1 protein-coding gene and 1 pseudogene are annotated in these 15,745 nt (G+C 72.3%); both read right to left on the bottom strand.

Features of this window, described 5'->3' with window-relative positions; all coding sequences use genetic code 11:
• Positions 1-12: 12 nt before the first annotated feature.
• Positions 13-4,794: a type I polyketide synthase gene (locus MZC64_RS47940; protein ID WP_374205781.1), complete on the bottom strand. Its 4,782-nt coding sequence runs from the start codon at positions 4,792-4,794 to the stop codon at positions 13-15.
• A gap of 35 nt (positions 4,795-4,829) precedes the next feature.
• Positions 4,830-15,734 (bottom strand): annotated as a pseudogene (locus MZC64_RS22080) (type I polyketide synthase); the annotation flags it as partial.
• Positions 15,735-15,745: the final 11 nt, after the last annotated feature.

Raw genomic sequence — 15,745 nt, 5'->3', positions numbered from 1 at the left:
AGCTCGGTCAGGTCAGGAGTCGGAGCCCTGCAGGGCCAGGCGCACCAGGTCGTCGGCGTCCATCTCGTCGATGGTCTCGCCGTCGTCCACAGTGGACTCAACTGCGCTGGGGTCGCCGTCGGCCAGGCGCAGCAAGGCGTCCAGCAGGCCGGCGTCCCGGATTCGGGACAGCGGCAGGGCGGCGAGCGCGGCCCGGATCCGCGTTTCGGACTCGTCGGCGCCCTCGACCGCGGGGAACAGCTCGGCGCGCAGGAACTCGGCGAGCACGGTGGGCGTGGGGTGGTCGAAGGCCAGGGTGGCGGGCAGCCGCAGGCCGGTGGCGGCGGTGAGCCGGTTGCGCAGTTCGACCGCGGTGAGCGAGTCGAAGCCCAGTTCGCGGAAGGCGCGGCCGGGGTCCACCGCTTCGCTGGTGTCGTGGCCGAGCACCCCGGCCACCTGGGTGCGCACCAGGTCGACGAGTGCGCGCCGCTGTTCCAGCGGGGAGGCGGTGGCGAGTCGTTGCGCCAGGCCGGAATCGGTCTCCGGTTCGGCCTCGGCAAGCAGGGCCTTGACCTCGGGCAGCTCCCCCAGCAGCGGACTGGGACGGACCGAGGTGAAGGTGGGCGCGAACTTGGTCCAGTCCATATCCGCGATGGCGATGGTGGTCTCGTCCTCGTCCATGGCCCGCTGCAGGGCGGCGATGGCCAGGTCGGGGCGCATTTCCAGGATGCCGCGGCGGCGCAACTGCTCCCCCGCGTCACCCTCGGCCATGCCGCCGTCGGCCCAGGCGCCCCAGGCCACCGCGAGCGCGGGCTTGCCGTGCGCGCGGCGGTGCTGGGCGAGTGCGTCCAGGTAGGCGTTGCCCGCGGCGTACCCGGTGTGACCCGCGCTGCCCCAGACCCCGGAGTTGGAGGAGAACAGCACAAACGCGTCCAGGTCGCCGGCGAACTCGGCCAGGTGCGCGGCCCCGGCGATCTTGACCGCGGTGACCTCGGCCAGTTCGTCCTGGGTGGTGTCGGTGACCGCGGTGGCCTGCGGGACCCCGGCCACGTGCATGATCGCGGTGACCGGGTGCCTGGCGAGGAGGTCGCGCACGGCCTCGCGGTCGCTGATGTCGCAGGCTTCGATGGATGCCTTGGCGCCCAGTTCGCCGAGTTCGGCGGCGAGGTCGAGCGCGCCGGGGGCTTCCGGGCCGCGGCGGCTGGTGAGGACGAGGTGGTCGGCGCCGTTGCGGGCCAGCCAGCGGGCCACCTGGGCGCCGATCGCGCCGGTGCCGCCGGTGACCAGCACGGTCCCGGTGGGCTGCCACTCGCGTTTGGTGGTGCCGCGCGGGGCGTGCGCCAGGCGGCGGGCCAGGATGCCGTTGGCGCGCACCGCGAGCTGGTCCTCCTCCCCCGCACCGGCCAGCAACGCGGTGAGGCGGTTGACGGCTTGTTCGTCGGGGTTGCCGGGCAGGTCGATCAAGCCGCCCCAGCGGCGGGCGTGTTCGAGTGCGGCGACCCGGCCGAAGCCCCAGACCTGGGCGGCCACCGGCGCGCGGACCGGGTCGGCCGGTCCGGTGCCGACCGCGCCACTGGTGACAGTCCACAGTGGAGCGTCGACCTGCGCGTCGCCGAGGGCCTGGGTGAGGGTGACGGTCAGTCGCAGCCCCCTGGACACCTCGGGGTGGGCCGAGGTGTCCAGGCCCAGCAGGGAGAGCACTCCGCTGGGCGCCACGGGAAGGGTGGCGAGCTGCTGGGCGAGCCCGGCGCGGTCAACGCGGTCGAGCACCAGCTCGGCGACGTCGGCGCCACGAGCGCGCAGTGCGGTCGAAACCGCGGTGGTCAAGGGGTGGTTCTGTTCGGGGAGCACAAGGAGCCAGGTGCCGGACAGCGGCGCGGCGGCCGGTTCGGCGAGCTGCTGCCAGCTGACCCGGTAGCGCCAACCGTCCACAGTGGACTGGTCCCGGCGCTGGCGACGCCAGGCGGTCAGTGCGGGCAGCACGCCGCTGAGCGGCTCGGTGCCGGTGCCCAGGGTGCTGGCGAGCTGGTCGAGGTCCTCGTTCTCCACCGCGGTCCAGAACTCGGCGTCGGCCGGGTCGGCGGCGACGGCGGTGTGCTCGGGTTCGAGCCAGTACCAGCGGCCCTGGAAGGCGTAGGTGGGCAGGTCGATCCGCCGCGCGCCGGGGAAGGCGGGGCTCAGGTCGACCGGCAAGCCGCGGGTCTCGGCCTCGCCGAGGGAGAGCAGGAACCGGTCCAGGCCGCCCTGCTCCCGGCGCAGGGAGCCGACCGCGACGGCGTCCAGATCGGCGAGGGTTTCCTGGACGCCGAAGGTGAGCACCGGGTGCGGGCTGGCCTCGACGAAGAAGCGGAAGCCGTCCTGGGCGAGCAGCCTGGTGGTCTCGGCGAAGCGCACGGTCTGGCGCAGGTTGGTGTACCAGTACTCGCCGTCCAGCCGCGCGGTGTCGATGACGGCCGCGGTGACGGTGGAGTAGAAGGGGATATCCGCGGTCCGGGGCTCCAGTCCACTGAGGACGTCGAGGAGTTCGGTGCGGATGGTTTCCACGTGCGCGGAGTGCGAGGCATAGTCCACCGGGATCTTGCGCACCCGGATGTCGCTGGCCTCGCAGTCGGCGAACAGCTCGTCGAGGGCGTCCGGGTCACCGGCGACGACCACCGAGGCGGGGCCGTTGTGCGCGGCGACCGAGATCCGGCCGTCCCAGCGGGCCAGTCGCTCGGCGGCCTGGTCGCCGGAGAGCGCGACCGACATCATGCCGCCCTTACCGGCCAGTGCGCGGATTGCCTTGCTGCGCAGGGCGACCACCTTGGCGGCGTCGCGGAGCGAGAGCGCGCCGGAGACGGCGGCGGCGGCGATCTCGCCCTGGGAGTGGCCGACGACCGCGGCGGGTTCGACGCCGTAGGAGCGCCAGAGCGCGGCCAGGGACACCATCACGGCCCACAGCGCGGGCTGCACCACGTCGACCCGGTCAAAGCCGGGGCCGTTGCCGCGCAGCACTTCCAGGAGATCCCAGTCGGTGAACTCGGCCAGGGCCTGGCCGCATTCGGTGAGCCGGTCGGCGAAGACCGGTGCGGTGTCGAGGAGTTCCAGGGCCATGCCCTGCCACTGCGAGCCCTGACCGGGGAAGACGAACACGACCCGGCCATCCACTCCGGACACACCCTGCACCAGTGCGGCGTCGGGCATGTTCGCGGCGAGGGCGCCGAGTCCGGCGCGCAGTGCGTCCCGGTCGCCGGTGGCCAGCAGGGCGCGATGGTCGAACCGGCTGCGGGTGGTTACGAGGGAGAAACCGAGGTCGTTCAGCGAGAGTTCAGGATTGTTGTCCACAAAGGACAGCAGGCGTTCGGCCTGGCCGCGCAGGGCGTCGGCACCGCGGGCGGCGAGCAGGATGGGCGACACCGTGGTCGCGACCGGTTCGGTGTCAACGGGTTCGGCGGCCGGTGCCTGCTCCAGGATGGTGTGCGCGTTGGTGCCACTCATGCCGAAGGAGGACACCCCGGCGCGACGCGGCTGCCCGGTGTCCGGCCAGTCCAGGCGCTCGGTGAGCAGGGAGACCGATCCGGCGGACCAGTCCACATGCGGGGAGGGCTCGTCCACGTGCAGGGTCTGCGGCAGCACCCCGTTGCGCAGGGCCAGCACCATCTTGATCACACCGGCGACGCCCGCGGCGGCCTGGGTGTGCCCGATGTTGGACTTGACCGAGCCGAGCCAGAGCGGGCGGTCCCGGTCCTGGCCGTAGGTGGCGAGCAGGGCCTGGGCTTCGATCGGGTCGCCGAGCGAGGTGCCGGTGCCGTGCGCCTCGACCACGTCGACCTGGGCCGGGGTGAGGCGGGCGTCGCCGAGCGCCTCGGCGATGACCCGGCGCTGGGACGGGCCGTTGGGGGCGGTGAGGCCGTTGGAGGCGCCGTCCTGGTTGACCGCGGTGCCGCGGATCACGGCGAGGATCTGGTGGCCGTTGCGCTGGGCGTCGGAGAGCCGTTCGAGGACCAGCATGCCCACGCCCTCGGCGAAACCGAAGCCGTCGGCCGCGGCGGAGAAGGGCTTGCAGCGGCCGTCGGCGGCCAGTCCGCCCTGGCGGGAGAACTCGACGAGTGAGTTGAGGCTGGACATCACGGTGACGCCACCGGTGAGCGCGAGCCCGCACTCGTTGTTGCGCAGCGCCTTCACCGCCAGGTGCAGGGCGACCAGCGAGGAGGAGCAGGCGGTGTCCACGGTGAGGGCGGGGCCCTCCAGACCGAGGGTGTAGGCGACGCGGCCGGAGACGAAGCTGGTGGCCGCGCCGGAGAGCAGGTGGCCTTCCAGGTGCTGCGGGGACTGGTCCAGACCCGGGGTGTAACCGGAGAACCACGCTCCGCTGAACACTCCGGTCCGGCTGCCACGCAAGGAGTTCGGGTCGATGCCCGAGCGCTCAAAGGCCTCCCAGGAGGCTTCCAGGATCAGCCGCTGCTGCGGGTCCATGGCGAGGGCTTCGCGCGGGGAGATGCCGAAGAAGCCGGCGTCGAACTTGCCCGCGTCGTAGACGAATCCGGCTTCGCGGGCGTAGTAGGTGCCCAGGTTGTCCGGGTCGGCGTCGTAGCGCCCTTCGAGGTCCCACCCGCGGTCGGCGGGAAACCCGCCGACCGCGTCACCGCCAGTGGAGACGAGGTCCCACAGGGATTCCGGACTGTCGACCCCGCCGGGCAGGCGGCAGCTCATGCCGATGATGGCGACGGGCTCGTGCCCGGCCTCCTCGACCTCTCGGAGCTTCTTGGTGGTGCGGTGCAGGTCGGTGGTGACCCGCTTGAGGTACTCGCGGAGCTTCTCTTCGTTCGACATCAAGCCCATCCCCAGTTTTTGTACTCCGCGAGTCCGTCCTAATCGGACTGTCCGAACTCCTTGTCGATGAAGTCGAACAGGTCGTCATCGGAGGCGGACTCGATTGCCTCCGTGTCCTCTTCCGGCCCGGTGACCCACCTGGCCGCCAACGCCTTCAGCCTGGGGGCGATCGCGGAGATGTCCGCGGGCGCCACCATGGCCAGTGCCGCCTCCAGCCGTTCGAGTTCGGCCAGCAGCGGGGCCGCGGCCGGCTCGTCGGGCAGGAGTTCGGCTCGCAGGAGTTCCGCGAGCGCGAGTGGGGTCGGGTAGTCGAAGACCAGCGTGGCCGGCAACCGCAGCCCGGTGGCCGCGTTCAACCGGTTTCGCAGTTCGACCGCGGTCAGCGAGTCAAAACCAAGCTCCTTGAAAGCCCGGTCAGCGCTCACCGCGTCCGGCCCGGCGTGTCCAAGCACGGTGGCGACATTGCCCCGCACCAGGTCCAGCAGTGCCCGGTCCCGCTCCGCCACGGGGAGCCCGGTCAGCCGCTGCACCAAGGCAGACACTCCGGCGGTTGCCGATCCGGCCTCCGCGGTCCTCCGTGCCGGGTTCCGCACCAGCCCTGTGAGCAGGGCAGGCACGGATCCCGCCGTTCGCAGGACCGCGGTGTCCAGGCCCATCGGCACCAGCACCGCCTCGTCAAAGTTAAGTCCGGCGTCGAGCAGCGCCAACCCCTGTTCTGAAGACAGGGGGGTCATGCCCGATCGGGCCATCCGCCCCAGTTCGGCCTCGTCCAGATGGCCGGTCATGCCACTGGCCTGCGCCCACAAACCCCAGGCCAGGGCCTGTCCGGGTACCCCTTGTGCGCGCCGGTGGGCGGCCAGGCCGTCCAGGAAGGCGTTGGCCGCGGCGTAGTTGGCCTGGCCCGCGCCGCCGAAGGTGGCCGAGGCGGAGGAGAACAGCACGAAGGCGTCCAGGCCCGAGGTCAGCTCGTGCAGGTTGATCGCGGCGTCCACCTTGGGCCGCAACACCTTCGCCAGCCGCTCGGGGGTGAGCGCGGACACCACGCCGTCGTCCAGGACCCCTGCGGCGTGGATCACACCGGTGAGCGGGTGTTCGGCCGGGACGCTGTTCAGCAGTGCTGCCAACGACTTCCGGTCGGCGGCATCACAGTTTTCGATGCGAACGGATGCGCCAAGTTCGCTGATCTCGGCGGCCAGTTCGTTGGCACCGGGTGTGTTCAGGCCGCGACGGCTGGTGAGCAGCAGGTGCTTGACGCCGTGCCGGGTGACCAGGTGCCGGGCCAGCAGCGCGCCCAGGGTGCCGGTACCGCCGGTGATCAGTACGGTGCCCTCGGTGCGCAGGCCACGCGGGATGGTGAGCACCAGCTTGCCGACGTGCTTGGCCTGGCTGAGGAAGCGGTAGGCGTCCTTGGCCCGGCGCAGGTCCCAGGTGCGCACCGGCAGCGGGCGCAGCACCCCCTGCTCGAACAGGGGTCGCAGCGCGGCGAAGATCGCCGCGATCCGGTCCTCGCCGGCGTCGGTGAGGTCGAAGGCGCGGTAGGTCACACCGGGGTGGTCGAGGGCGACCTGGTCGGCGTCGCGGACGTCGGTCTTGCCCATTTCCACGAACCGGCCGCCGCCGGGCAGCAGCCGCAGCGAGGCGTCCACGAACTCGCGGGCCAGCGAGTCCAGCACCACGTCGACACCCCTACCGCCGGTGACCGCGCTGAGCTCGGCCTCGAAGTCGAGGGTGCGGGAGTTGGCGATGTGGTCCTCGGCCAGGCCGAGGGCGCGCAGGGTGTCCCATTTGCCGGTGCTGGCGGTGCCGAAGACCTCGGCGCCCCAGTGCCGGGCGAGTTGCACGGCGGCCATGCCCACGCCACCGGCGGCGGCGTGCACGAGCACCTTCTCGCCGGATTGGAGACCGGCGAGGTCGTGCAGGGCGTAGTAGGCGGTGAGGAAGACCACCGGCACGGAGGCGGCGGTCTCGAAGCTCCAGTCCGCCGGGATCTTGGTGACCAGGCGCTGGTCGGCGACCACGTAGGGGCCGAAGGCGCCGGCCAGCAGACCCATCACCCGGTCCCCTGGCTGGAGGTCGGTGACGCCGGGGCCGACCTCGGTGATCACTCCGGCGCCCTCGGTGCCCATCAATGCCTTGTCCGGGTACATGCCCAGGCCGATCAGCACATCGCGGAAGTTCAGGCCCGCGGCGTGAATGGCGATCCGGACCTGGCCTTCGCCCAGGGGTTCGAGGACCTCGGGGCAGGGCAGCAGGGCCAGGTTCTCCAGGGTGCCCTCACCGGCCACGTCGAGTCGCCAGGCGTCCACTTCGGACGGTGCGATCAGCGCGTCGGTGCTGGTGGCCCTGGCCAGCCGGAAGGCGTGGGTGTGCCCGGCGCGCAGGGCGAGCTGGGGTTCGCCGGAGTGCAGGGCGGCGGGCAGTGCGGCGTAGGAGTCGTCGGCCTCGTCCAGGTCGAGGAGCTGGAAGCGGCCGGGGTGCTCGGACTGGGCCGAACGAAGCAGTCCCCAGACCGCGGCGCCCGCCAGGTCGGTGACGTCCTCGCCGGGCTGGGCGGCCACCGCGCCCCTGGTCACCACGACCAGGCGGGCGTCGGCGAGGGAGTCCTGGGCCAGCCAGCCCTGCACGAGTTCCAGGGCGCGGCGGGTGGCCGCGTGGGTGGCCTCGGTGCGTGGGCCGTTGACCGCGGGGAAGGCGACCAGGGTCAACTCGGGTGCGTCCGCGGCCAGGTCGGCCAGGGAGGCGTGGCTGGTGACGGTGCTGCCGCTGCTGGCCAGGGCGGAGCCGACCTTGAGGTCGTCCCGGCCCAGCACCGCTGCCGGACTCGGCACATCGGGTGCGGTGAGTCCACTGAGGACTGTCCACTCCAGCCGGAACAGGTGGTCCAGGCTGGTGTCGCGGGTGACCAGCGCGTCGGCGCTGACCTGGCGCAGTTGCAGGGATTCGACCGCGGCGACCGGGGCGCCGGTGGGGTCGGCGACGGTGATGCTGATGGCGTCGTCCCCGGCGGCGGTCAGCCGGACCCGGAGTGCGGTGGCGCCCTCGGCGTGCAGGGTGAAACCGTTCCAGGCGAAGGGCAGCCGCGGGGTTTCCGGGTCGGCGAAGAAGTCGCCGAGGCCGATGGCCTGCACGGCCGCGTCCAGCAGCGCCGGGTGCAGACCGTAGCGGCCCGCGTCCTCCGCTTGCGGCAGCGCGACCTCGGCGTAGACCTCGGTCTCGGTGCGCCAGGCCGCGCGCAGGCCCTGGAAGGCGGGGCCGTACTCGTAGCCGCGGTCGGCGAACCGCGCGTAGATGTCCTCGACCGGGATCGGGGTGGCTCCGGTGGGCGGCCAGGTGGTGAGGCCCTCGGCCGGGCTGGCTGTGGTGGAGAGCAGGCCGCTGGCGTGCCGGGTCCACGGCTGGTCCGGGTCGGCGGAGTCCGGGCGGGAGTGCAGGGTGAGCGTGCGGGTGCCCGCGTTGTCTGGTGCGCTGAGCACGAGTTGCACGGCCACGCCGCCAGTGGCGGGCAGCAGCAGCGGGGCTTCCAGGGTCAGCTCGTCCAGGCGGTGGCAGCCGACCGCGTCCCCGGCGTGTCCGGCGAGTTCGACGAAGGCGGTGCCGGGCAACAGGATCGTGCCGGACACGGCGTGGTCGGCCAGCCACGGGTGGGTTTGCAGGGAGAGCCTGCCGGTGAACAGGAAGCCGTCGCTGTCGGCGAGGGCGACGGCCGCGCCGAGCAGCGGGTGGTCGGCGTTGTGCAGGCCGATCGACCCGGCGTCACCGGCCCGGCCGGTACCCGGTCGCGGCCAGTACCGCTGCCGCTGGAAGGCGTAGGTGGGCAGGGTGAGCAGGCGGCCGTCGCCGATCCGCGGGGTGAGGTCGACCCGGTGGCCGCGGACCTGAAGTTCGGCCAGGGACAGTAGGAACCGGTCCAGGCCGCCGTCCTCGCGGCGCAGCGAACCCGTGGCCACGCCCTGTTCGCCGAGGATCTCGTTGAGGCCGAAGGTGAGCACCGGGTGCGGGCTGGTCTCCACGAAGGCGGTGACACCCGCTCCGGCGAGTCCGCGCACGACCTCCTCGAACCGGACGGTCTGGCGCAGGTTGGTGTACCAGTACTCGGCGTCCAGCGCGACGGTGTCGATCAGTTCGCCGGTCACCGTGGAGTGGAACGGAATCTCCGAGCTTCGCGGCGAGAGTCCACTGAGGACAGTGAGCAGTTCGTCCCGGATCTGCTCGACGTGTGCGGAGTGCGAGGCGTAGTCCACCGGGATCTTGCGGGCCCGGATGCCCTCGGTCTCGCAGTCGGCGAACAGCTCGTCCAGGGCTGCGGGGTCACCGGCGACCACGATCGCGGTCGGGCCGTTGATCGCGGCCACCGAGATCCGGCCGGCCCAGCGGGTCAGGCGTTCTTCGACCGCGGTGAGGGGCAGTGGCACGGACATCATGCCGCCCTTGCCCGCCAGGGCCCGGATCGCCAGGCTGCGCAACGCGACCACCTTGGCCGCGTCCCGCAGCGACAGCGCACCGGAGACCGCGGCGGCGGCGATCTCACCCTGCGAATGGCCGATCACCGCGGCGGGCTCGACGCCGTAGGAGCGCCACAGCGCGGCCAGGGAGACCATCACCGCCCACAGCGCGGGCTGCACGACGTCGACCCGGTCGAAGCCGGGGCCGTTGCCGCGCAACACCTCGAAGAGGTCCCAGTCGGTGAACTCGGCCAGCGCACCGGCGCAGTCGGCCAGTCGTTCAGCGAAGACCGGTTCGGCCTCGGCGAGGTCCAGGGCCATGCCGAGCCACTGCGAACCCTGGCCGGGGAAGACGAACGCGACCTTGCCTGGTGCGCCCGCCAGGCCCTGGACCAGGGCGCCGGAGGGCTCGTCCTGGGCCAGGGCGGCGAGCGCGGCGCGGAAGTCGGCGCGTTCGGTGGCCACCAGCACGGCGCGGTGCTCGAACCCGCCGCGCTGCTCGACCAACGAGCGGGCCACGTCGACCGGCGCCGAGCCGGGGTGGTTGTCCAGGAAGTCGAGCAGGCGCTCGGCCTGGCCGCGCAGGGCTTCCGGGGTGCGGGCGGCCAGCGGCCAGGACTGCGGACCGTCCACTGCGGAGTGTTTGGCCGGGTCCTCGGCGGGGGCTTCTTCCAGGATGGCGTGCGCGTTGGTGCCGCTCATGCCGAAGCTGGACACGCCCGCACGCCGTGGTTCGCCGGTGCTCGGCCAGTCCTGGGCCTCGGTGAGCAGCGAGACCGCGCCGGCGGACCAGTCGATCTGCGGGGACGGCGCGTCCACGTGCAGGGTCTTGGGCAGCAGGCCGTGCCGCATCGCGAGGACCATCTTCATCACGCCCGCGATGCCCGCGGCGGCCTGGGTGTGCCCGATGTTGGACTTCAGGGATCCCAGCCACAGCGGGGTTTCCCGGTCCTGCCCATAGGTGGCGAGCACGGCCTGGGCCTCGATCGGATCGCCCAGGGTGGTGCCGGTGCCGTGTGCTTCGACCACCTCGACCTGCTGGGCGGACAGCCCGGCGCTGGCCAGCGCCTGCCGGATGACCCGCTGCTGGGCAGGGCCGTTCGGCGCGGTCAGACCGTTGGAGGCGCCGTCCTGGTTCACCGCGCTGCCACGAACCAGGGCCAGCACCGGGTGTCCGTTGCGGCGGGCGTCGGAAAGTCGTTCGAGCACCAGCATGCCCGCGCCCTCGGCGAGCGCGAAGCCGTCCGCGGCGGCCGCGAACGCCTTGGACCGGCCGTCCCTTGCCAGTCCGCGCTGCCTGCTGAACTCGAAGAACATGTCCGGGGTGGACATGATCGTCACCCCGCCCGCCAGCGCGAGGGAGCATTCGCCGTTGCGCAGGGCCTGTGCACCCAGGTGCAACGCGACCAGGGACGCCGAGCAGGCGGTGTCCACCGTCATCGCCGGGCCCTCAAGGCCGAGGGTGTAGGAGATGCGGCCGGAGAGGATGCTCGCGCCGTTGCCGATGGCCAGGTAGCCGTCGAAGTTGTCCGGACCCTCCAGCAGCAGCGGCGCGTAGTGCTGGCCGTTGGTGCCCGCGAACACGCCGACCTGCTTGCCGCGCAACGAGTCCGGGTTGATGCCCGCCCGCTCGAATGCCTCCCAGGAGGTTTCCAGCAGCAGCCGGTGCTGCGGGTCCATCGCGGTGGCCTCGCGCGGGGAGATGCCGAAGAAGGCCGGGTCGAACTCGTCGGCCTGATGCAGGAAGCCGCCCTCGCGGGTGTAGGAGCGGCCGGTGCGTTCCGGGTCGGGATCGTAGAGGCCGTCCAGGTCCCAGCCGCGGTTGGCCGGGAAGCCGGAGATGGCGTCCACGCCCTCGGCGACCAGGCGCCACAACGCTTCCGGGCTGTCCACACCGCCGGGGAAGCGGCAGGCCATGCCGACGATGGCGATCGGGTCGTCGTCGTTGACCACGACCGTGCTGGCCGCGGCCTCGGCGCTGACCCCGATGATCTCGCCGCGCAGGAACTCGGCGAGCACGGTCGCGGTCGGGTAGTCGAAGACCAGGGTGGCCGGGAGCTTCAGACCGGTGGCGGTGTTGAGGCGGTTGCGCAGGTCGACCGCGGTAAGCGAGTCGAAGCCCAATTCGCGGAAGGCCCGGTTGACGTCCACCGAGTCCGGCGAGGGGTGTTCGAGCACGGCGGCGAGCTGAGCGCGCACCAGGTCGAGCACGGCCTGTGCCTGGTCCACTTCGGACAGTCCGGCCAGGCGCTGGGCCAGCGGGGAGCCGGTCTGCTCGGCCTCTGCTGCCTCAGCCAGGAGTTCGGCGACCCGGGGCAGCGCGGACAGCAGCGGGCTGGGGCGGGCGGCGGTGAAGCCGGGGTGGAAGCGGGACCAGTCGATGTCGGCGATGGTCACCGCGGTCTCGTCGTGGTCAAGTACCTGACGCAACGCGGTCAGCGCGGCGGCCGGGGCCAGTGCGCGCACCCCGCGGCGGCGCAGCTGCTCGCCCAGGGCGTCCACGGTGGTGCCGCCGTCCCACGGGCTCCAGGCGATCACGTTGGCGGGCAGGCCGTTGCCGCGCCGGTACTCGGCGAGTGCGTCCAGGTAGGCGGACCCGGCGGCGTAGGCGCCCTGGTTGCCACCGCCCCAGACCGCGGCGACCGAGGAGAAGAAGATCACTGTCTCGGCCTCGACCGCGAGGGCTTCGACCGCGAGCAGGTCGGCGGTTTTGGCCGCGACCACGGCGGCGAACCCGGCCAGGTCAACACTGTCCACTTCGGACGGTGCAACCACGGGCGGGGCGTGCAGCACGGTGCTGACCGGGTGCTCGGCGAGCACTCCGGCGAGCTGGTCCACGGTGGTGACCAGCGCGGTCGCACCCAGTTCGGCCAGCTCTTCGGCCAGACCGGAAGCCGCGCCGGGCAGGACGAGTGTGGTGACGCCCTGGCTGGCGAGCCAGCGGGCGGCTTCCGCACCAAGGGGTTCGGCTGCGCCGGTGACCAAGGCGGCCGAGCCGGGCTGCCAGTTGCGGGCGGGCTGGGCGGTGAGCGGGGTGGGAGTGAGGCGGCGGCCGAAGAGTCCGGCCGGACGCAGGGTCACCTGGTCCTCGGTGCCGGTCAGCGCCGCGGCCAAGTGCGTGCCGGTGCGCTCGTCGAGGGCCTCGGGCAGGTCGAGCAGGCCGCCCCAGCGGGCCGGATGTTCCAGTGCGACAACCCGTCCGAAGCCCCAGACCTGGGCCTGCACCGGGCTGGTGAGCGTGTCCGTGCCGCCGATGCCGACCGCGCCACGAGTCAGGCACCACAGCGGAGCGGCGGCTCCGGTGTCGCCGAGGGCCTGGGTGAGTTGCAGGGTGCGGGCCAGGCCGGCGCTCAACTCGGGGTGGTCGGGGTGCGCGGTCTCGTCCAGGGCCAGCACCGAGATCAGCCCGGCGGCCTCGGCAATGCCCGCGGTGGTCAGGGTTTCCGCGATGGTGCCGCGGTCGCCGTGGATCGCGATCTCGGTGACCTGCGCGCCGTGCGCGGTGAGTGCCGCGACCAGCCCACCCGGCACCGAACCCGAGTGCGCGAGCAGCCAGTTTCCGGTGAGGCCAGGGGCAGTAGGGGTGCTGAGCGGGGTCCAGCTGACCCGGTAGCGCCAGCCGTCCACGGCGGCGAGTTCCTTGCGCTGGCGGCGCCAGCTGGTCATCGCGGGCAGGACCTCGCTGAGCGGGGTGTTGCCGTCCACGGCGAGGGTGGTGGTGACCGCGTCCAGGTCGGCGCGGTCCACCGCGGCCCAGAACCCGGCGTCAGCGGGGTCGGCGGCAGCGGCGGGAGCTAGGGGTTCGAGCCAGAACCGCCTGCGCTGGAACGGGTAGGTGGGCAGTTCGCGGCGACGGGCGCCGGAGTTGGCGAAGACGACCTGCCAGTCCAGTTCCAGGCCGCCGACGTAGGCTTCGGCCAGCGAGGTGAGGCAGCGGGTGAGGCCGCCTTCCTCGCGGCGCAGCGAGCCGACCACGATGGCCTCGCCACCGGCGGCGTCCACGGTGTCCTGCACGCCGACGGTGAGCACCGGGTGCGGGCTCATCTCGATGAAGAACCGGTAGCCCTGCTCGACCAGGCCGCGCACGGTGTCCTCGAACCGCACGGTCTGGCGCAGGTTGGTGTACCAGTACTCAGCGTCCAGCGCGGCGGTGTCGAGCAGCTCGCCGGTCACCGTGGAGTGGAACGGAATTTCGGCGGACCGCGGCTGGATCGGGGCCAGCACCTGGTGGATGTCGTCCCGGATCTCTTCCACGTAGGCGGAGTGCGAGGCGTAGTCCACCGGGATCTTGCGGGCGCGGATGTCCGCGGTCTCGCATTCGGCGAGCAGTTCGTCCAGTGCGCCGGGTTCACCGGCGACCACCACGGAGGCGGGTCCGTTGACCGCGGCGACCGAGATCCGGCCGTCCCAGCGGGCAATGCGGGTCTCGACCTCGGTGCGCGACAGCGACACCGACATCATGCCGCCCTTACCGGCCAGCGCGCGGATCGCCTTGCTACGCAACGCCACCACCCGGGCGGCGTCCTGAAGGGACAGTGCCCCGGACACCGCGGCGGCGGCGATCTCGCCCTGGGAGTGGCCGACCACGGCGGAGGGGTTGACGCCGAAGGAGCCCCACACCGCGGCGAGGGAGACCATCATCGCCCACAGTGCGGGCTGCACCACGTCGACCCGGTCCAGAGTGGGTGCGCCGTCCTTGCCGCGCAACACCTCCAGCAGGGACCAGTCGGTGAACTCGGCCAGCGCGTCGGCGCATTCGGTCATCCGGGCGGCGAACACCGGTGAGGAGTCGAGCAGTTCCAGGGCCATCCCGGCCCACTGCGAACCCTGGCCGGGGAAGACGAAGGCGACCTTGTCGCTGGGACGGGCGGTGCCCTGCACCAGATTCGCCGCGCTACCGCCCTCGGCGAGCGCGTGCAGCGCGGTGCTGAACCCGTCCCGTTCGGCCGCGATGACCACGGCGCGGTGCTCGAAGGCGCCGCGGCCGGTGGCCAGCGAGTAGGCGGTGTCGAGCACCGAGAGGTCCGACTCGCTGTCCACAGTGGACTTGAGTCGGTTGGCGGTCGCGCGCAGGGCCTCGGGGGTGCGCGCGGACAGCAGCCAGGGCAGCACCTGCGGATCAGCCGAGCGCTCAACGGTTTCCGGTTCCGGAGCGGCTTCGATCACGGCGTGTGCGTTGGTGCCGGAGACGCCGAAGCTGGACACCGCGGACCGGCGCGGCCGTCCGGTCTCCGGCCACGGCTGGGCCTCGGTGAGCAGCGACACCGCACCGGCGGACCAGTCGATCTGCGGCGAGGGCTCATCGACATGGAGGGTCTTGGGCAGCAGGCCGTGCCGCATGGCCATGACCATTTTGATGATGCCGCCGGCGCCTGCCGCGGCCTGGGTGTGCCCGATGTTGGATTTGAGCGAGCCCAGCCACAGCGGCAGCGCGTCGTTGTGCTCCTGGCCGTAGGTGGCCAGGAGTGCCTGTGCCTCAATGGGATCGCCGAGTTTGGTGCCGGTGCCGTGTGCCTCGACCGCGTCCACGTCGGCGGCGGTGAGTCCGGCGTCGGCCAGTGCCTGGCGGATCACGCGTTGCTGGGAGGGACCGTTGGGGGCGGTCAGTCCGCTGCTCGCGCCGTCCTGGTTGACCGCGGTGCCACGCACCACGGCCAGGATCGGGTGGCCGTTGCGCTGGGCGTCGGAGAGCTTCTCCAGGAGGATCATGCCCGCGCCCTCGGACCAGGAGGTGCCGTCCGCGGCGGCGGCGAAGGACTTGCACCGGCCGTCGGGGGCCAGGCCGCGCTGCCGGGAGAACTCCACGAACGCGGCCGGGGTGGCCATCACCGCGACACCGCCGGCCAGCGCGAGACTGGTTTCGCCCTTGCGCAGCGAGCGCACCGCGAGGTGCAGTGCGACCAGCGAGGACGAGCACGCCGTGTCGATGGTGACCGAAGGCCCTTCCAGGCCAAGGGTGTAGGACACTCGGCCGGAGACCACGCTGCCGGAGCTGCCGGTGGCGAGGTAGCCCTCCACGCCCGGCGGAACTTCGTGCATGCGGGGCGCGTAGTCGTGGTACATCAGGCCCGCGTACACGCCGGTTTTGCTGCCACGCAAGGATTCCGGGTTGATCCCGGCCCGCTCGAAGGCTTCCCAGGAGGTCTCCAGCAGTAGCCGCTGCTGCGGGTCCATGGCGAGGGCTTCGCGCGGGGAGATGCCGAAGAAGTCCGGGTCGAACTCGTCGGCCTCGTGCAGGAACCCGCTTTCGCGCACATAGGCGGTGCCGGAGCGGTCCGGATCGGGGTCGTACAAGGAATCCAGGTCCCAGCCGCGGTTGACGGGGAACGGTGAGATGCCGTCCCCGCCCGCCGCGACCAGGTCCCAGAGTTGCTCGGGGCTGGTGACCCCGCCGGGGAACCGGCAGGCCATGCCGATGATCGCGATCGGCTCCTGGTCACTGGACTCCAGCTCGGCCACCCGGCGCCGCGCGTCGCGCAGATCCACGGTGGCCCGCCGGAGGTAGTCCAGGA

Source organism: Crossiella sp. S99.2 (genome assembly GCF_023094165.1).
Taxonomy (GTDB): domain Bacteria; phylum Actinomycetota; class Actinomycetes; order Mycobacteriales; family Pseudonocardiaceae; genus Crossiella.
Note: the sequence above shows the minus strand (reverse complement) of the source record. Positions and strands in the feature narration are given on the sequence as shown.